At 41.7% G+C, this 18359-nt stretch carries 17 protein-coding genes; 7 read left to right on the top strand and 10 right to left on the bottom strand.

Annotated elements, in window-relative coordinates:
• Nucleotides 1-1008: 1008 nt before the first annotated feature.
• On the bottom strand, nt 1009-2151 hold the full coding sequence (gene rodA, locus ABFV72_RS08245) for a rod shape-determining protein RodA (RefSeq protein WP_057760433.1): 1143 nt from the start codon (nt 2149-2151) through the stop codon (nt 1009-1011).
• Between the two features lie 284 nt (nt 2152-2435).
• Here rodA and ABFV72_RS08240 point away from each other — a divergent pair, with 284 nt between their 5' ends.
• On the top strand, nt 2436-3383 hold the full coding sequence (locus tag ABFV72_RS08240; RefSeq protein WP_347163132.1) for a D-Ala-D-Ala carboxypeptidase family metallohydrolase: 948 nt from the start codon (nt 2436-2438) through the stop codon (nt 3381-3383).
• Nucleotides 3384-3651: 268 nt separating this feature from the next.
• Nucleotides 3652-4227 carry a hypothetical protein gene (locus ABFV72_RS08235; RefSeq protein WP_347163131.1) on the top strand — a complete coding sequence of 192 codons (576 nt, stop codon included), beginning with the start codon at nt 3652-3654 and terminating at the stop codon, nt 4225-4227.
• Between the two features lie 150 nt (nt 4228-4377).
• On the opposite strand, the gene ABFV72_RS08230 is transcribed toward ABFV72_RS08235, so the two are convergent.
• The 3 genes from ABFV72_RS08230 to ABFV72_RS08220 all read right to left on the bottom strand — a co-directional run bounded on the left by ABFV72_RS08230 (nt 4378) and on the right by ABFV72_RS08220 (nt 7731).
• Nucleotides 4378-5955, bottom strand: a complete 1578-nt coding sequence (locus tag ABFV72_RS08230; RefSeq protein ID WP_347163130.1) for a M16 family metallopeptidase — start codon at nt 5953-5955, stop codon at nt 4378-4380.
• Nucleotides 5956-6022: 67 nt separating this feature from the next.
• Entirely contained in the window at nt 6023-7519 is a 1497-nt protein-coding gene (locus ABFV72_RS08225; RefSeq protein ID WP_347163129.1) for a M16 family metallopeptidase, read from the bottom strand.
• A gap of 65 nt (nt 7520-7584) precedes the next feature.
• The gene (locus ABFV72_RS08220; protein ID WP_191113690.1) at nt 7585-7731 is read right to left on the bottom strand and encodes a hypothetical protein; all 147 of its coding nucleotides are present in this window, start codon (nt 7729-7731) and stop codon (nt 7585-7587) included.
• A 762-nt stretch (nt 7732-8493) separates the two neighbouring features.
• Between ABFV72_RS08220 and ftsY the strand changes: the two genes are divergently transcribed.
• Nucleotides 8494-9405, top strand: coding sequence for a signal recognition particle-docking protein FtsY (gene ftsY / locus ABFV72_RS08215; protein WP_431192092.1), 912 nt, complete (start codon nt 8494-8496; stop codon nt 9403-9405).
• A gap of 54 nt (nt 9406-9459) precedes the next feature.
• A complete protein-coding gene (locus tag ABFV72_RS08210) occupies nt 9460-10026 on the top strand; it encodes a methylated-DNA--[protein]-cysteine S-methyltransferase (RefSeq protein ID WP_347163128.1) in 567 nt (188 codons plus the stop codon).
• Between the two features lie 80 nt (nt 10027-10106).
• Here ABFV72_RS08210 and ABFV72_RS08205 read toward each other — a convergent pair whose 3' ends face one another.
• The gene (locus ABFV72_RS08205) at nt 10107-10856 is read right to left on the bottom strand and encodes a YebC/PmpR family DNA-binding transcriptional regulator (protein WP_102091781.1); all 750 of its coding nucleotides are present in this window, start codon (nt 10854-10856) and stop codon (nt 10107-10109) included.
• 317 nt (nt 10857-11173) lie between these two features.
• Between ABFV72_RS08205 and ABFV72_RS08200 the strand changes: the two genes are divergently transcribed.
• Nucleotides 11174-12004: an ion transporter gene (locus ABFV72_RS08200; protein ID WP_057760421.1), complete on the top strand. Its 831-nt coding sequence runs from the start codon at nt 11174-11176 to the stop codon at nt 12002-12004.
• A 33-nt stretch (nt 12005-12037) separates the two neighbouring features.
• Here ABFV72_RS08200 and ABFV72_RS08195 read toward each other — a convergent pair whose 3' ends face one another.
• Complete coding sequence (locus ABFV72_RS08195; protein ID WP_347163127.1) at nt 12038-13339, bottom strand: ABC1 kinase family protein; 1302 nt, start codon at nt 13337-13339, stop codon at nt 12038-12040.
• A gap of 123 nt (nt 13340-13462) precedes the next feature.
• The gene (aroQ, locus tag ABFV72_RS08190) at nt 13463-13999 is read right to left on the bottom strand and encodes a type II 3-dehydroquinate dehydratase (RefSeq protein WP_347163126.1); all 537 of its coding nucleotides are present in this window, start codon (nt 13997-13999) and stop codon (nt 13463-13465) included.
• A gap of 445 nt (nt 14000-14444) precedes the next feature.
• On the opposite strand from aroQ, the gene ABFV72_RS08185 reads away from it, so the two are divergent.
• Together ABFV72_RS08185 and ABFV72_RS08180 are read left to right on the top strand one after the other, a co-directional pair.
• Nucleotides 14445-14660 carry a cold-shock protein gene (locus tag ABFV72_RS08185; RefSeq protein ID WP_057760416.1) on the top strand — a complete coding sequence of 72 codons (216 nt, stop codon included), beginning with the start codon at nt 14445-14447 and terminating at the stop codon, nt 14658-14660.
• A 290-nt stretch (nt 14661-14950) separates the two neighbouring features.
• A complete protein-coding gene (locus ABFV72_RS08180; protein ID WP_102091784.1) occupies nt 14951-16105 on the top strand; it encodes a DEAD/DEAH box helicase in 1155 nt (384 codons plus the stop codon).
• A gap of 106 nt (nt 16106-16211) precedes the next feature.
• On the opposite strand, the gene ABFV72_RS08175 is transcribed toward ABFV72_RS08180, so the two are convergent.
• The 3 genes from ABFV72_RS08175 to ABFV72_RS08165 all read right to left on the bottom strand — a co-directional run bounded on the left by ABFV72_RS08175 (nt 16212) and on the right by ABFV72_RS08165 (nt 18314).
• The gene (locus ABFV72_RS08175) at nt 16212-17111 is read right to left on the bottom strand and encodes a sulfite exporter TauE/SafE family protein (RefSeq protein ID WP_347163125.1); all 900 of its coding nucleotides are present in this window, start codon (nt 17109-17111) and stop codon (nt 16212-16214) included.
• Nucleotides 17112-17209: 98 nt separating this feature from the next.
• A complete protein-coding gene (gene ccoS / locus ABFV72_RS08170; RefSeq protein ID WP_347163124.1) occupies nt 17210-17470 on the bottom strand; it encodes a cbb3-type cytochrome oxidase assembly protein CcoS in 261 nt (86 codons plus the stop codon).
• A gap of 115 nt (nt 17471-17585) precedes the next feature.
• The gene (locus ABFV72_RS08165; RefSeq protein ID WP_347163123.1) at nt 17586-18314 is read right to left on the bottom strand and encodes a YdcF family protein; all 729 of its coding nucleotides are present in this window, start codon (nt 18312-18314) and stop codon (nt 17586-17588) included.
• Nucleotides 18315-18359: the final 45 nt, after the last annotated feature.

Raw genomic sequence — 18359 nt, 5'->3', positions numbered from 1 at the left:
CACCATCATGTTGACGGCTTAATTCACCAAGTACACGGTCAATGTGGGAGGCGTTATCTTGCGAAATCATAGCAAGTGTGGTCTTTGCTTCTACAGCATTTGCATTGGTCGCGACTGCAGAGCCAGCAAATAACATTGCTGACATTGTAAGTAAACCAGATAAACGCTTGTTCATAAATACCTCTATAACTTATACATCAAAACCTAACTCTAAATATTTTAGATTAAGCATGGCATTAATCTATTATTTTCATATTGATTAATGAGTGGCTCTTATAGATATTAATATATGGTAATTTTTCATTTCATTATCATCAGTGTTCAGCAGAAATAGAGCTAAAGTGACTGACGATACGCTTAAATGATAGTTAGCGATAAGCATTGAATACAAAGTCCAAAATCAGGACTAAGTGACAATGTCACTATATGTCGTATTTACATGATGTGCGATATACAAACTTCATTAGAATGCTACTTTAATAAAAGGTTCAGAGGACATCGCGTATCGCTTTGTTATCAAACCGTTAATTAAGTAGTGTATTTGAAAGTCTGGAATCTACAAGATGCTAACTATACGGCTACGCTACAACCTAAATATATTTAAATGCAAAGTTTATTAGTAGCTATGTACGGGTTATGTATCAGAGTACAGTAAAACGAGGTTAACGCAATTTTTTGTAAAAAACAAGGAATAAAATCTTTCTGAACTTATAGGTGGTTAACTTATATTGGAAATTCTGCCTATTTACTATTAGAAATAAGAGGCGCTAAAACGAATAATTATTTCGGATTTGTAACTATTATAGTGATTGATACGAACATAAATTATATGAAGATCATTAAAATAAAAGAGCCATAGCGCTAAGAATAAAACTCTTCTTCGCGCCATGGCTCATTGTCTTTTATCAAATCATTAGTAGTACAAAACAATTTATCTTAATGGTACTACCATAATTATTACAACGACTTACTTTAAAGTTGGTTTGTATAAAAAGTATCTGATACAGATTAGCCGGATTTATGTGTATGGATAGACATGAGTAGGCCAAATCCTGCCATCAAAGTCACGATAGCCGTACCCCCATAACTAATGAATGGTAGTGGAACACCTACGACAGGCAAAATGCCGCCAACCATACCGACATTGACGAATATATAAACAAAGAAAGACATAGCGATAGCACCAGCCAACAATCTGCTGTAAACGTCAGGATGGGTGAAAGCGATATATAAGGCGCGTGATAAAAGGCAGAAATAAATGAACATCAGTAGCATCACACCGAGTAAACCAAACTCCTCGGAGAAGGCGGCAATGATAAAGTCAGTATGGCCTTCTGGTAGGAAATGTAGGTGTGATTGGGTGCCTTCTAGATAACCTTTTCCAGTGAGGCCACCAGAACCAATGGCTGTCTTCGATTGAATGATGTTCCACCCAGCGCCTTGTACATCTGCTTCAGGATTAAGGAGTGTCAATACTCGCGTACGCTGATAGTCGTGGAGTAAAAAGTTCCAAGCAAAAGCAATAAATGGTACAGCTAAAATTACAGCAGCAGAAATCAATCGCCACGAAAGGCCCGCTAAGAAAAGCACAAATATGCCACTAGCAGCGACCAGTAGTGATGTACCAAGATCGGGCTCTTTAGCAATCAATAGCACCGGTACAATGATTAATGCCAAGGTAATAGCAATGCTAGACGCTGACGGTGGCAAATCACGCTTAGATAAAAACCAAGCACACATCATTGGCATACCCAGCTTCATAAACTCTGAAGGCTGCACACTACCGAACCCAGGCAAATTGATCCAGCGCTGAGCACCCATACGTACTTCACCGATAATATCTACCAATACCAATAATATAAGCCCTAAGACATAAAATATGGGCGTAAAAGTACGATAGAGACTGGGCGGTATCTGCGCCATGGTAAACATTACGGCAAATGCCACCCCATAGCTGACCATTTGGCGAATGACCATACCAATATCTTGGCTTGCGGCGCTGTATAGAATCGTCAGACCAATGCAACAAACCGTCAATAACAGTAAAGTTAACCATGGGTCGATATGAATGCGTTGCCATAGTGTCGGTGCATGACCTTGACCCAAATGATGGCTCTGACGTGAAAAACGATATTGCGGGTTAGAAGACATAGGCAGAATTTGGCTAACAATTGGTGTAGGAGGGAAGTACTAACTAAATTATCTCATTATAAATAATGATGAGAAGCGTACTAAAAAGTACCGACTTTAATAAAAGTATGCGAGCAGGCAATGGCTATATAATTCACAAATAATAATAAAGTCACTCAATTATAAAAGTTGTAAGGATAAGTGTTAATTATCAATATTGGACTTCAAATTAGAAGCGATAGTTTAGCCTGCTTGTTGAAAATTTGATAGTATCGATAAAACGTTTTTAGCGGTAGTTTCTTGCAATGATAAAATCAAAAATCCATGCGTATAGGCAAATTTGCCAACCTATTATTACTCTTATCCTATGTGCTGGCAGTGTCAGTGCTCATGCCGTTATTATCAGCGACGATAGTGAACGCCGTATTCAAATACGTCAAAGTAGCAGTACAAGCAATAACAATAATGCGTATATAACACCTTCTACTAACAGCTCAAATCAGCGTCCTGGTGTCACCATGTTGAGTGGTGCGAATACATCAAGTGGCGACAGTATGCAAAACTTGATTGTGCAAAAGCAGCGTGATTTCGAGATTGATGCTAGGCTGTCCATTGAAGAAAATAAACGTGTGAATGTAGTGAGACGCGGTACTACTTATAGTACAGCAAACAACACCTATAATGGTGCTTATAACGATTCTATGAATATGGACTTTAATGCATGGTTAAATAGCAATAGTTATCGTGCCAGACAAGTAGCAGAGTATGAGCGTTATCTTAGCGCAAGAGTTGGATCACAGAATGTACCGCCATTGTCGCAACTGCTGACAACTGCCCGTAGCTGGAGTAAATGTGGGTATGAGCCGTATCAACTGCCACCTCAAGAGTTATGGTCTAACATTGTACCAACATTGCGCCTTTATAGTGAGTTGAAAAACCAAGGGATTTTACCACTCAGCAGTGAGATACGTTCGGTATATCGTAACCCAGGTTTGAATGATTGTGCAGGCGGTGCAGACGGTAGTAAGCATATGAATGCAAGTGCTATGGATATCTGGGTGCCTGAGTATGAGGACAACCTATGGCGCTTGAGTACTATGCATGATGGGTTATGTCAGTTTTGGCAGTATCAAGGGCAGCCTTATAATTTTGGCTTAGGATTATATGCGACAGGGGCTATTCATTTAGATACGGATGGTTATCGCAAATGGGGATTCAATCACGCTAGTAGTTCCTCTTCTTGCCGCTATTAATTGACTTATCAAGAGTTGAGAATTCAAATAATTATAAAGCTAGCCGAGATAACGCTAGATATATATTCATTTTTATATATACTATTCCGGTGTTTACTAAAAATAATAATTTTGTAATTATTTGGTAGGATTCATAGGGTAGACGCATGAGTTCATTAAAAATTTGTTTAGTCTTTAAAAAATATGCTCTAATAATATATGTTATCAATCGCCTTTATATTTTCATGGCTTATAAAGAAAACCACCAAATTTACTTTAAGCGAAAACTATGAAAAATCAGCGCTCGACAATGAAAAGCTATCATAAATTAAATACCGAGAAGCAAAGTTTTTTGCACTCTAACTATAAGTATGGTGCTTTATTTACTTCTGCATTTATGTCGGTATTGCTGATTAGTGCGTGTAGTACAGAGATGTCCTCTGAGAACAATATGATAGTGACGGATAAGGCTGATAGACATATACAAAGCTCCAAAGAGATAGAAGATAGTATCAAAAACTCTTATGCTCGTTTGGCCTCTAAGCGCTCTGATGTCTGTCCAAAATTAATTCAAGAAGAAACAGGTAATCAGGTTATTGAACGTATATCAGAGGTCATGGTAAATGACTACTGTGATTATTTCTTATATCCGCGAGAGGGTCAGCGCCTCAATGTTAAAGTAGATAACCGTCAAATAGAAGCGCTATTAATTGTGCCAACGCTACATAACTTTGCCAATGGTAATTATAAAGTGACGTCTTATGACAAGCACGTTATCCGTTTGAGCTATAACGGGGCTACCCATAAGCCCGAGCATTTTGTCTATGATGTTGCGCTAAAAATTTCTGACGCCAAGCATTCCTAATGCCAAGCATTAAGAATGTTCTGCTTCTTATTAATGCATCATAGTAATTCAAATATTTAAATGGACATATTATAAGCAGTATTCTTTACCACTTATAATACGTTCACAAAATTAATGAGCCTTATCTTTTCTAAACTACTTCCTAGCGATTTATTTCTTACTGGTTTTTTTTGCCGCTTTCGTTTCTTTCCACGGATCTTCTTGCCCAACCGTCACTATCAAAAAGTTATCAGGCTTTAGCGTATCTCGCATGGTTTGATTGACCTCTGAAAGTGTGACTTGATCAATGCGATTGGTATAGTCAGCTAAGTAATTATTCGGTAATTGGTAAAAGTTCATCATTCCGAGTAAGCTATTAATACCAGCATTGCTCGCAAATCCCATCGGAAAGCTATTTTTCAAATTATCTGTAGTTAAGTGCATCTCCTCATTGGTGATACCCTTGTCCAGTGTTTCGTTGATAACCGCTAAGCTTGCATCAATAGCCGCACGCGCCTTGTCATTACGTGTCGAAAAACCAATCTGGTAGGGACCTCGAGAGAGCATTGGGTTCATCGATCCTGAGATTCCATAAGTATAGCCAAGGTTTTGTCTTACCTCAGTCATTAGCCGCGCATTAAAGTCACTGCCTGCCATGACTTCGTTTCCAACAGCAAAGTTGGTCTGCTGCTGCTGTGCTATTGGGTCGGTAGCTCGTTTACTACCCAGCTGTCCCATGAGTACAGTGGTTTGAGTGCTTGGAAATGGAATATGAACGTGCTGCGCTTGAGTAAGCGGTTTTGGATCAGGTAAATCAGTGGCAGCTTGGCCAGTAGGCAATTTAGCAGTGATGTCTTCTGCCAGTTTTTTGGCTTGTTCTAATGTGAGGTTACCTGTCATAGCAACAGATGCGTTTGCTGCTACCAGATATTTGTTTTTAAAGTCTATCAGTTGTTGTTTCTCAATCGTAGGAACGCTTTCTAGCGTGCCGACTGATGGATGCGCGTAAGGGTGAGTACCATATAGAGCCTTGTTGAAAGCGACACTTGCTAGGCTATTGGGATCTTGTTTTTGTTGCTGCAGGCCTACCAACAGTCTTGCTTTATTACGAGCTAGAGCTTGCTCGTCAAACGTAGGCTCACTCACCATTTGTGTCATTAAATCAATGGCTGGCAAGAGATGCTTATCATCAGATAAGCTACGTAGTGAAACGATAAACATATCCTTATACGCGCTACTGCTTAGATTGATACCCAACGTTTCCACTGCACGTGTAAATGCGTTTTCATCTAGACTTTTGGATCCCTGTTCGAGCATCGTCGCTGTCATATTAGCAATACCAAAACCATCATTTTTGATACTACCATCACGCGCGCTACCCGCATTAAAACGCAAATCAACATCAACAATTGGTAAGGTGGTCGTTTGTACAAACATAACAGGTACGCCTGACTTGGTCTTAAACTGTTGAATGGTTGGTACGGTGACTTTTAAAGGTTTGTCATCGTCTAAGCTAGTCAGCTTAGATAGAGCAGCAATTGGTGCACTTGCATCGACTGCAGCAGGTGAGCGGTAATCTTCAGCAGCTGTTGCATCTGCCTGCGCGGTAGTAGCCAAGACGCTAAAAGCAAAAATTATGCTAGCACTGAGGTAAGATCGCTTTTTAGTTGTGATAGTGCTTCTTACAGAAAGTGAAGCAGCCTTAAAAGATTTTGGTTTTGCTTGATAGTCGTATTTATTCTGAATCATGAGTTTCTTCTTATTAAGAATACGGTGTTATGGCCATTTTTATGAGACGTTTGATAATAGACAGCGACTACTTCGCTAGGGTTTTATTGTCTTTAGGTGGCACGACATGCATCACTGTTAAATTGTCCTTGACCAAATATTTTTTACTAGCAGCCTGAATATCAGCCACACTGATACCATCGAGCTTAGTTGGCAGTTTAGCAAGTAATCTATCATCTAGACCGATAGATTGTAACGAGCCAATCATACGTGCTTGTCCTTCCATGCTGTCTTGTGCATAGATCAAACCAGTCACCGTATTGGTCTTGGCGCGACTGATTTCATCATCGGCAATAGGATCGGTTTTTAACTTTTCTATTTCTGAGGTTATGGCTTGTTGTGCTTGCTCTAAGCTGACGCCTTCACGAGGAGTTGCTTGTATTAAAAATAGCCCATCTCCGCGATCTAACAAGTCGTAAGAAGTACCAACCGTGGTAAGCAGACCTTGCTCACGTATCAGTCGACTCTCTAAGCGTGCAGATAAGCCGCCATCGAGCACATCTTGAGCGAGTGACAGGGCATAAGCTTGTTTTTCATTGTTGGTGCCTGCTGTTGCAAGGCTTGGCACGTTGTAACCCATCAGTAGAACGGGCACTTGTACGGCTTGCTCAGAGTCTACCTTTTGATAACCACGGAAGCCTTTTTGAGTCACAAAAGTACGTTTGGGTAGGTTGCTTTTTTCTAAATCACCAAAGTAACGTTTGACTTGAGTGAGTACTTCCTGTGGTTGCACGTCACCGACGATGACTAACGTTGCATTATTTGGTGCATACCACGTCTTATACCAGTCTTTTAAATCTGAAAGTTTAATCGATTCTAGCTCGTTCATAGGTCCAATGACAGACTCACCCTTTGGGCTGTCAGGTAAGGCCAGCAGACGAAATGATTCATAAGCTTTGGCAAGTGGATTGTCATCAGTACGTTGGCGGCGCTCTTCCATGACCACTTGATGCTCTTTGGTAAATTCTTTGTCATCGAATATAAGGTTTTTCATGCGATCTGCTTCAAGCTCTAGCGCTAATGGCATGCGATTGGCAGGGAATAGCTCGTAGTACCCCGTATAGTCATAGCTGGTAAAGGCATTGTTGACGCCGCCAAACTTAGCAATTAGCCGCTCATAATCATCACTAGAAACATTGGTCGTGCCTTTAAACATCATATGCTCGAGTAAGTGAGAGATACCACCTTTATCAAGAGGCTCATCTGCCGAGCCCACTCGGTACCAGATTTGTGTCATAGCGACTGGGGCACGGTGGTCTTCTTTTATAACGACTTTTAGACCATTTTCTAACTGATATTCATGTCGACCTGACATGTCCATTGTCAACTCAGACGGCTGTGTGTCTTTGCTCGTTTTATTTTCATCTGATATGTTTTGAGCCGAGCTCTCGGTTGCGATTGAGCTTATTGCAGCTGCAGAGTTAGTAGGCATCGTATTGGTTTGACACGCAGCAAGTGACGTTGCTACTGCTAAGGCACAAGCCATGCGTAATGGCGCAGCTGCTAGAGGTAAAGACAATGGCATGGTATGGTCTACTTATATAAAATAATAATAGAAGAATTAAATGCTAATCATAGTGATAGAAGGCATTACAAAGAGGTTTGAGCACCAACCATAACGCTAGCAGTCGGTCTAAACTCTTGCGTCGTGGTGCAACCGGTCACCAATATAGTCGTCGTTAATAAAACAGCCACACTGATGCTGATTTTTTTATAGTGCTTAGAGAATAATGACATAACGGATTCCTAATAAGTATTTATCGAATAAGTCTTGGTAGAGTAGGCGAAGTCTGACAAGTAACAGGTCAGAATTTTGTGTCCAAACCTTAAGCAAAACTTTCTCAAATTATCGAGTGATTTTTTAAACAGATAAATTTTGACGATAGTCTAATAGGGTAAGGGCTGAGCATGACTTGAATTATGCTAAAATAGGTCAAAATTAAGCGTCATGTCGCTCATAGCCAGATGACAACCTATAAATCCATTAACAATAAACAAATAATTAATCGTGATAACTTTTAGGGCAAACTTATGAACAACCCAAACAATAGCAACCGCGTAGTCATTAACCTTGATGCTGGTCTTGACGACTTAGATGACGATGATATTACCTTACCCAGTCTACCGGTGCAATCTGTGCCCATCATTGATAAAACAGAGAGTGTTGCTCCACAAAAGGACAGTACGATAAACCAAGACGTCTCTAGCAATGATGCTGCAGACAATATTGCTTTGGCGACGCCAATTGTCATGACAGAAGAGCATAATGTCCCTAAAGGTAATTCTGAAAGCTTTTCAAGTGCTACAGAGACAGCCGCTACAAGTCAAACTAATACTGCGTCAACTATTCCTGCTATGCCATTGCAAGAGCAATTGGGTGATACGCCAAGTGTAAACCCGGTGGCTGACAGCGACACACAGGCAGCTACTAGCAAAGAGCCTGCTACAGAGTCACAAGAGACTAAAGAAAATAAGAAAAAGGGCAGCTGGTTTAACCGTATGAAAACGGGCCTCAGTAAGTCACGCAAAAACTTAGCTGAAGGCATGGTCAGTATCTTAATCGGTGGTAAAGAGATTGATGACGAGCTATTAGAAGAAGTCGAAGATCAGCTATTGGTAGCCGATATTGGCGTCAACGCGACGAACCGTATCATCAAGAGCCTCACCGAGCAGACAGATCGTGGTGACTTGATCTATGCTCATTCTTTATATAGAGCATTGCAAAGTGAATTGGTCGATATCCTTACACCAAAGGTTGAGCCATTGGTGATTGATACTAGCAAAAAGCCGTTTGTTATATTGGTAGTAGGTGTCAATGGCGTAGGGAAAACTACAACGATTGGTAAGCTTGCCAAGCGTCTACAAGGTGAAGGCAAATCAGTCATGTTGGCAGCGGGTGATACGTTCCGTGCGGCAGCTACTGAGCAGCTACAGATTTGGGGCGAGCGCAATCATATTCCAGTGGTAGCGCAAGGTCATGGTTCTGACAGCGCTTCTGTCATTTTTGATGCGATGCAGTCAGCCAAAGCAAAAAATATCGATGTGCTTATCGCCGATACTGCGGGACGTCTGCAAAACAAGACACATTTGATGGCAGAGTTAGAGAAGGTCGTACGTGTCATGCGTAAAGCGGATCCAAGTGCTCCGCATGAAGGTATGATTGTGCTGGATGCTGGCACGGGTCAAAATGCTATCAACCAAGTCGAATTGTTTAATAAAGTTGTGCCGCTGACAGGCATCACTATTACTAAGCTAGATGGTACAGCTAAAGGTGGCGTGGTGTTTAATATTGCCGAAACGACAGATGTGCCTATCCGCTATATCGGTGTGGGTGAGTCGATTGATGACTTGCGTTCTTTTAGTCCGAAGCAATTTGTCGCCGCTTTGTTCGAGACCGACGATAAAGAATAAGAGAGCCAGTTTTAGCTGGTAAATCATTTTTGAGATAATATGGAAGTAGACGCTATGATAGTTACCACAGCAGCCTTTGGGTCACATCGATTAACACTGATTGCTCGTGTCAATGAGCATGGTCAGCCTATGCTTGTTGAAGCCAACTGGCTGCTGGCAGGTAACTCATGGCATAGCTCAAAATCTGTACCCAAACTTAAAAAGTATTATGGCCTGACAGACGAAGATTTTACTTTTATAGACAAAAATAGCCTAAGCATGAATGAACCTGCTCAAGCATTATTGATAGAAACGATTTTCCAACTCAAAGACTATGCTGATGGTAAACGTAAGACATTGGATTTGCCTTTAGACTTCTCTATGGGTACTGAGTTCCAGCAAAGAGTATGGCAGGCACTACAAGGTATTGAGTATGGCGAAACCATCAGCTATGCCACACTCGCGCAGCGTGTCAACAGTCCAAAGGGATTCCGTGCGGTTGCGCAGGCCAATGGCAAAAATCCTTTTAGCATTATCGTGCCTTGTCATCGAGTGATTGCGAGCGACGGTAAGCTCGGTGGCTATACAGGCGGGTTAGATAAAAAAGAGTATTTACTAGCACTAGAAGGAAGTTGGACGTAAAACTGAGTCCAAATCTGTCTTAATAAAAAAGGGCCAAATACTTTTAGTATCTGGCCCTTTTTACTGAACAATTAATAATTTTAGGCTTCAAGCTGAGCCATGACGTCAGCAGAGAAATTCACGTTAGTATAAACTTCTTGCACATCATCCGCATCTTCTAGCATATCAATCATCTTCATGATCTTTTCAGCATCATCGACATTGTCGATCTCAGCCGTGGTAGATGGTGACATAGTGACCTCGGCGTTGTCAGAAATAAGACCAGCCGCATTAAGGGCATCTTGGACTTGACCGAAACTTTCCCATTCAGTGATAACGAGTAAGCTTTCGCCATCATTTTCGATATCAACGGCGCCCGCATCTAGTGCAACGAGCATGACCTCATCTTCTAAACTAACATCGTTAAAAGTGATTTCGCCACGTTTAGTGAATAGATACGCCACTGAGCCTGATGTGCCAAGATTACCATCATTCTTGGTAAAAGCATGACGTACTTCGCTGACAGTACGGTTAAGGTTATCAGTCATGGTTTCGACCAATACAGCCACACCACCGACACCATAACCCTCATAACTGACTTCTTCCATATTCTCGTTATCGCCGCCACCTGTACCACGGTCCACAGCACGATTAATCGTGTCGCGCGTCATATTGACTGATAGGGCTTTTTCGATAACGGCACGTAAGCGTGGGTTTTTGTCAGGATCGGGATCGCCTTGTTTGGCAGCTGAAACGATTTCACGAATAATCTTGGTAAATATCTTACCCCTTACTGCATCCTGACGGGCTTTACGGTGTTTAATATTTGCCCATTTTGAATGGCCTGCCATATAACATCCTTAAGTTCTACGTACTATTTTTATGGGTAAAAAGAGTGATCAACAACAACCTTCGGTATCTGATTGCCTGATTTTATACTATCATTACTTTGTCTATTTGAGGTAGTAGCGCTACTGGCACGTTAACGATTTGTATGTTGTTGAGAGTGCTTTTTTGCTACACTGTGGCAACTTATAGATTGTATTCACTGTGATAGGTGAGCGATATTATAAACCAGTTTTAGCTATTTTGACCAACTTGCCCTTATCCATCACATTTTAAGTCATTGTGTGCTATCAAGCCATTGATTTTATAAAGTACTGATTCTATGAAGCAACCAACCGCCGAAGCTCTTACACACTTGCGTAACCGTACACATATCATTATTGAAGGCACAGATACTCGTCTGGGTAAGCTCTTTGATATTGTATTGCTGATTGCAATTTTAGCCAGTGTGGCCGTCGTCATGCTTGATAGTGTGCTATATATGCGTTTGCAGTATGGCACGTTGTTCTTTTATGCAGAGTGGTTTTTTACCATTTTGTTTACTATTGAGTATGCGTTAAGACTGTTTTCAGCACCCAACCGCTTACGCTATGCTTTTAGTTTCTTTGGGATAGTAGACTTACTGTCTGTGTTGCCAAGTTATTTGAGCCTAATGTTTGTAGGCGTACAGTATCTACTCGTGATACGGGTATTACGTATTTTACGTGTGTTCCGCGTTCTTAAGCTCAAGGCCTATATGCAGCAGGCTGGGTTTTTGGCGTCTGCATTAAAAACCAGTCAGCAGAAAATTACGGTATTTTTCTTATCGCTTGTATTGTTAGTAACCATCTTTGGTTCAATTATTTATGTCGTAGAAGGGCCGGAAAATGGATTTACCAGTATTCCATTGTCTATCTACTGGGCCGTTGTCACCATGACGACGGTTGGCTATGGTGATATGTCACCCAAGACCCCCCTCGGCCAAGCAATTGCAACCATGGTCATGATCACGGGTTATTCGATTATTGCGGTACCAACAGGTATTTTTACGTCAGAGTTAGCACGTAACATGCGTCCGCAGTTGAACCCAGTGACTTGTCCAAACTGTGGTAAATTCGGCCATGCAGTAGGGGCAGACTTTTGCGATCGTTGTGGGCACGCGCTACATATCTAGGGATAGATTTAATCGTGGCAGTCAATATACCTACTACGCATCGATATAGTCATCAACCAGTGGTGACAGGTCAATCTCGACGCCTAGATTGACCAGATTCCAGTATTGCCCAGATACAGTACGATCTAGCATCATAGTGGTGGCTGAGGGTTGAAACTGACCAAAGTACTTCAAAGACGTACGCATCTGGGCGATGGCCTCATGATGGACTTGGCTACTGCCAAAATCAAAGTCGCCTTCTTGATACGGGCTAATGGATAAAGGTTTTAGACCAATCGATAGCCACTTTTCATAAAACTCACCAGGGATGTTCTTATCATCTTCGCGGCGAATATCTAGGGCAATCAGATCTTGCTCAAGTGCAGTGACGTCACCTTTTAGTGCATGTTTGACAAAGCGTTTAAATAGCTGCACTTCGCTATCACTATAACTGCGGATACCCCCAAAATCATATGCCACGACACTACCGTCATGACGGAACGCGAAGTTACCTGGATGAGGGTCACAGTGCATACGGTATAAGCCAAATAGCTGACCTGCGGTAAAGTGAAACAGACGCTCTGCTATTTTTTGTTTGATGTCATTGTCCCATGTCGCAGCGACAGTCAATGTCTCTCCCATTTCTTCGGTCAGCGTTAAAATCCGTCTAGAAGAATGGCTGCTAATCACTTTGGGAATAATAAGGCCTTCATCTTCTGCATGAAAAGCACCGAATACTCGTAAGTTATGAGCTTCTTTGACATAGTCCAATTCATCGTGCAGACTCTGGCGAATCTCATTAAAAAGCTGCTCTTGTAGTTGCTTACTCATATTGAGCACGCCAGCGATTTTTAATGCCATACGTACTTGTTTGAGATCGCTATCGCAGTTTTCATCAACATCAGGATACTGGACTTTGACCACCACCTTTTGACCCGATGGCAAAGTCGCTTTGTGCACTTGTCCAATGGATGCTGCGGCAAAAGGTGTCTCTTCAAACTCGCTGAATAATTCTAAGATAGGCGCTTTCAATTCACGTTCAACTTGGGCTCGTATCTGCGCATATGGCATTGGCGGCGCATCTTTCTGTAGCTTTTCGAGTGCTGACGCAACCTCAGGCGGGAACACATCCTTATATTGTGAAGCAATCTGTCCGACCTTCATCACTGCGCCTTTCATCTCACCTAACGTCTCGGCAATTTGAACGCCCACGTCTTGCATCAGATCTGAGCGAGCTTGCAGACGTTTTTCTTCGTCACTTGAGAGATGCTTAAATGAGTTTTTAGCGGCTTTGCCAGCAATACTCGCTGTCATGCCAGCGAGTTTCATAAAGCGTTTTCCGGACGATTTTGCCATTCATGTCACCGTATAATGGGTTGTTTGCTCAGTCGTAATTCTATTATTTTAATTGCAAGATTACTGTTTGACTAATGTGTGAAGACGCGAGCAATTATTTATAAAAAAGTAAGCACAGTCATATCATTTGTTTGTGTCAACTGCATACATATTGCTCAACCAGTAATCAAGCGCTATTTGATAACCCAATTGTCCCAAGCCGCAAATGACTCCGACCGCAACGTCACTTAGATATGAATGATGACGGAAAGGCTCACGGGCATGAACATTGGATAAATGTACTTCTATAAATGGCTTTTGGGTAGCCAATAGCGCGTCGCGTAGAGCCACTGAAGTATGCGTAAATGCAGCTGGATTGATGATGATAGCATCGACTTGAGCAGATTTATCCGCCAATAATCCATGATGTTGAATGTCGTCTACTAGCTTACCTTCATGGTTGGACTGTATACATATTAACTCTACACCGTGGCGAGCGGCGTGCTCAACTAGTTGCTTTTCTATATCAGCAAGTGTCGTATGACCATAAATGTGCGGTTCTCGCTTGCCTAATAAATTTAGATTTACGCCATTTACCAGTAGTAATTTATGAGTCAATATTTGATTTGAATTTTCGTTAGTCGATTGTTCGGCTGTTTTTGATGGAGTAGAAGAGGTCATAATGGTCTCGGTAACTATTGAGCAATGTTAATAATTTATTATAGTATACGAATAATCTAAGGTGCGCGGCGTTAAGCTAAAATGGCTTCAATGCATTTTGCTCTTTATCATAACAGCTTGCTAGCTAGGTTATAAAAATTTGTCTAAAAAATTATTTAGATATCAAAAAGCATATTAAAAGTCTTTATGTTGCTAAAAACCCGTGCTATGATATTTTTTATGCAATAAATATTGCAAGTTTGTTGCTATCATCAAATTTCATGACGATAAGGGCGTTTAGCGAATTCGTTATGGAAGCACTATGTAGGTAATTAAAGCACTATATAGATGATGGTAAGTAGAGTAGTAATACTCTTAATTTTTGATTTCATAATCTTAGACCCTGTTTATATGCAATGTCGCAAAGGAAGCTAGGGCTAAGCGGACTTTTTTAGGAAGTAATATTATGTCAGCTCGTGAGCAAGGTATCGTTAAGTGGTTTAATGACTCAAAAGGCTTTGGTTTCATTCAACGTGACAGCGGAGAAGATATTTTTGTCCATTTCCGCGCGATTCAGGGTGATGGCTATCGTTCTCTAAAAGATGGCGAAAAAGTTGAGTTCAGCGTAGTAGAAGGTGACAAAGGTCTGCAAGCTGAAGAAGTCAGAAAGATAGAAGAGTAATTTACTCAGACATTAAAGCGGTTTAGTTATAATGTCTGTACAAACTACTGATATACTACTGAGTCAAGCCCATCTTATCTTACCTATGTTGAGTGAACTGCAGCATATTTGGTAGGATTGGATTTGGGCTTGGCTTTTTTTATGCCTATATGTCTGATGGTTTTCCGCAGACTCGATAAGGCTACTTTTACTGATTATGGTTTAAACGCTACATTTGACACTATAAAGGTTCATTGTGAGCCTATTTATAATTAATAAAATACAAGCAATTCATTTAAAAGGATATTTTTTTGAGCAATTTTACAACGTTTACTGATTTGCCACTTTCAACAGCGACCCTGCGTGCAGTAAGTGATCTAGGCTTTACTGAATTGACGCCCATTCAAGCAAAGATACTACCGCATACATTGGCACATCAAGATGCTATCGGACAAGCACAAACGGGCACAGGGAAAACAGCGACTTTTCTACTGACTATTATGGAAGCCTTACTTAAGCGTCCATTTACCAATGACGAAGAGCGCTATCTTGGTGAGCCGCGCGCTGTGGTCATGGCGCCAACTCGCGAATTGGCTCAGCAAATATTTGATGACTGTATTGCATTAACCAAATATACCTCGCTACATAGCGTCTGTATTATGGGTGGTACTAACTATGAAACTCAGCAGCATGAGCTTGAACGTCAATATGTTGATATCTTGGTAGCGACGCCTGGTCGTCTAATTGATCTTGCTAACAAAGGCATGGTATATCTAGATAGAGTAGAGGTATTGGTACTTGATGAAGCCGATCGTATGCTAGATATGGGATTCATTCCTGATATCAAACGCCTAGTTGGTCGAATGCCGGCCAATACTGATCGTCAAAGCTTGCTGTTTTCTGCTACCTTTAACCAAGATGTGATGAATTTAGCTTACCGCTGGTTACATGAGCCTCAGTTTGTTGAAATTGAGCCTGAACACAAGACCAGCGAGTTAGTAGATCAGCATTTTTATTTGCTGACAGAAGATCAAAAGCTAGACGCCTTGCAGCGTATTATCAGTGATGAAGCAGTAGAGAAGGTCATCGTCTTTGCCAATCGTAAAGACCAAGTAAAGCGTCTGTATCACAAACTGCGTCAAGCGCATAATATTGTGATGCTCTCAGGTGATGTCATTCAGCAAAAACGTGAGAAGTATTTACAGCGCTTTAAAGATGGTCACGCGTCTATTTTGGTGGCGACAGATGTAGCAGGGCGCGGTATCCATGTCGATGATATCAGCCATGTGGTCAATTTTACTTTGCCTGATCAGCCAGATGATTATGTACATCGCATTGGTCGTACGGGCCGTGCAGGCCAGACAGGTATTAGTATCAGCTTTGTGAGTGAGGATGATGCCTTTAATATACCGGCATTAGAGAAGCATTTAGAAACCAAGTTCACGCTTGAGCAGTGGCAGGAATAATTGCTATAAACTGAGCACTATTTAACAAGCAAAAGCCCTCAATATCGCAAATGGTATTGAGGGCTTTTTTATATGCTAAGTGTTAATAGTATCTGTTTAGATGACTTTATTGAGCGTGTTCCATCATTTCAGTATGCTCATTGTGACTCATGTCCATTGATTCATCGCTCATGTCATGCATACTATGATCCATATGGTTGTCCATATCCTGCATGTTGTGACCCATGTCTGTTGTCATATCCATATCATGATTCATTTGGCTCATGTCGTGAGAGTCCATATCAGACATCATCGCAGCGTGGCTACCATGGTTCATCTCACCATGGCCGCTATGCATATTTGCCATGACCATCGGCACGACCGCTACTGCCAAACCTGATATTACCATAACTGCACCATTCAACTGCCTTAAGCGAAAACGTCCGATCTTATCACGTAACCAACCGACTGTTTCATGCGTCGCAACCAACATCGGTATGGTCCCTAGACCAAAGACAAACATCAACGCAGCACCGCTTAATGGATTATGAGCAACGACCGCAATCAGTAGAGCGCCGTATACCAAGCCACAAGGCAGAAAGCCCCAAAGCAAGCCTGCTGTTAGTGCACGCGGAAAAGTATTGAGTGGAAATACCTTTTGACGCAATGGACTAAGATACTGCCAAAAGCGCATACCAAAACGTTCGAGCTTAGTCAAAAACGGTGCACCAAGCATCGTTACACCGACGAATACCAGTACCAATCCTAATAGAATACGCGGTGTACTATTACCCATCATCAATGGCTTTAATACAGTAATACCGATAAGCCCTGCGATTAAACCCAATAATGCGTAACTCGTTAAACGCCCAAGATGGTAAGTAGCCACCAAAGCACGGCGTTTGGCGGGGCTGACATCTTTCATAGACAGACCAAACGCGGTCACAAGACCGCCACACATACCTAAGCAATGCGGTGAACCAAAGAATCCCATTAGTAATGCCGTCACAAGTAAAGCGATGGTCATGAATGCGTCTCCTAAGAATCGTAAAGGGCGAACTTACTAGTGCTGAATTATTTAATAAAACGGCACCAATAAATTACGCATATATAAGGTAGATAAGATTAGATTTCTGAGTTTTTATCTATCTCAGAATTATCGTTATTTCCATCAGTTGCCGCTGTTTTATCTTTTTGCTGGGCAGGCGCTGCGCGTTCGTGAGCCTGCATGGTTTGGCGGCGTTCTTGACGGTCATCTAATATAATACGCTGTGATGCATTATCCAGATCTTCGAATTGATTTGACTTGACCGCATAACGCACTGCCCAAATAGCAACCACAAACAGCATGAGACTTAATGGTATTAATAAAAATATACTGAGCATGGCAAATCTCTTAAATAGCAGTGTCTTTTATTATTATACACCCATCACAAATGTAGTGGATGATCGGTAGCATTTACAGTGAGTCTCTTAATAGTATCGTATACATCTTTAACGTTTATTCGTCAGAGTTTTTTGCGGCATTGCCTCTTGGGGTCAATAGCTGCTGTGAGGTTACATCATTGGCATGGCGGCAGTCCATCTGGGGGCGTATCAAATCACGCAAGTAGGCTGCGACTTCATAGACAGCGCGCCTTGAGTGACTTAAGTTGTGGGCAGGCTTCATCCAGTCGCGTCTCACTGGCAATGGCGCAGGAAGTGGTGTGCTATTGATACCATTTAAGGCAAACTGTCTGCGTGCACGTGCCATATGATAGCTATCAGTAATCAGATATACATGGCGTAGCGGAATGCGTTTGGCTGTAAAACGGGCGTTTTCACATGTATTCATGCTGGCATTTTCACTTATCAGTCCGTCGATACCGTGTTCCATCAACCATTGACCGAGCCATGGAGCTTCAGCACCACTCAGTACAATCGGTAGGGGTAAGTCATGGTAAGCACCTGCAGCGGTACGGGCACGATTGAGACTATAGCGATTCAAGATAATTTGGTTGTTGTGGTCGTTGGTCAGACCGCCGCCTAGGACTACATAGGCGGTAGGCGGCGAGCTCATGGCAGCAGCAGGCATATCAGGTAGCGGTAATAGAGAAAAGATATAAACGATTGCTTGCGAAAACAGCGGGGTAAATAGGCTAATAATCACTAAAATGACAGACGTTGAGCCTAGTATAAAAGTAATATTGATAATGCGGAATAGTGTCACCATGCGTTCAGAAAACCGCAAGTAATATCGCCATAATCGTTTAGATAATAGCCGCTTAGACCATGA

It is taken from the genome of Psychrobacter proteolyticus, assembly GCF_039762275.1.
Lineage (GTDB): Bacteria > Pseudomonadota > Gammaproteobacteria > Pseudomonadales > Moraxellaceae > Psychrobacter > Psychrobacter proteolyticus_C.
Note: the sequence above shows the minus strand (reverse complement) of the source record. Positions and strands in the feature narration are given on the sequence as shown.

What these genes read in the sequence shown, in the direction of transcription:
- rodA (WP_057760433.1), bottom strand. Translation starts at nt 2,151, where the DNA reads ATGTCTTCTAACCCGCAATATCGTTTTTCACGTCAGAGCCATCATTTG.
- ABFV72_RS08240 (WP_347163132.1), top strand. Translation starts at nt 2,436, where the DNA reads ATGATAAAATCAAAAATCCATGCGTATAGGCAAATTTGCCAACCTATT.
- ABFV72_RS08235 (WP_347163131.1), top strand. Translation starts at nt 3,652, where the DNA reads ATGAAAAATCAGCGCTCGACAATGAAAAGCTATCATAAATTAAATACC.
- ABFV72_RS08230 (WP_347163130.1), bottom strand. Translation starts at nt 5,955, where the DNA reads ATGATTCAGAATAAATACGACTATCAAGCAAAACCAAAATCTTTTAAG.
- ABFV72_RS08225 (WP_347163129.1), bottom strand. Translation starts at nt 7,519, where the DNA reads ATGCCATTGTCTTTACCTCTAGCAGCTGCGCCATTACGCATGGCTTGT.
- ABFV72_RS08220 (WP_191113690.1), bottom strand. Translation starts at nt 7,731, where the DNA reads ATGTCATTATTCTCTAAGCACTATAAAAAAATCAGCATCAGTGTGGCT.
- ftsY (WP_431192092.1), top strand. Translation starts at nt 8,494, where the DNA reads ATGAAAACGGGCCTCAGTAAGTCACGCAAAAACTTAGCTGAAGGCATG.
- ABFV72_RS08210 (WP_347163128.1), top strand. Translation starts at nt 9,460, where the DNA reads ATGATAGTTACCACAGCAGCCTTTGGGTCACATCGATTAACACTGATT.
- ABFV72_RS08205 (WP_102091781.1), bottom strand. Translation starts at nt 10,856, where the DNA reads ATGGCAGGCCATTCAAAATGGGCAAATATTAAACACCGTAAAGCCCGT.
- ABFV72_RS08200 (WP_057760421.1), top strand. Translation starts at nt 11,174, where the DNA reads ATGAAGCAACCAACCGCCGAAGCTCTTACACACTTGCGTAACCGTACA.
- ABFV72_RS08195 (WP_347163127.1), bottom strand. Translation starts at nt 13,339, where the DNA reads ATGGCAAAATCGTCCGGAAAACGCTTTATGAAACTCGCTGGCATGACA.
- aroQ (WP_347163126.1), bottom strand. Translation starts at nt 13,999, where the DNA reads ATGACCTCTTCTACTCCATCAAAAACAGCCGAACAATCGACTAACGAA.
- ABFV72_RS08185 (WP_057760416.1), top strand. Translation starts at nt 14,445, where the DNA reads ATGTCAGCTCGTGAGCAAGGTATCGTTAAGTGGTTTAATGACTCAAAA.
- ABFV72_RS08175 (WP_347163125.1), bottom strand. Translation starts at nt 17,111, where the DNA reads ATGACCATCGCTTTACTTGTGACGGCATTACTAATGGGATTCTTTGGT.
- ccoS (WP_347163124.1), bottom strand. Translation starts at nt 17,470, where the DNA reads ATGCTCAGTATATTTTTATTAATACCATTAAGTCTCATGCTGTTTGTG.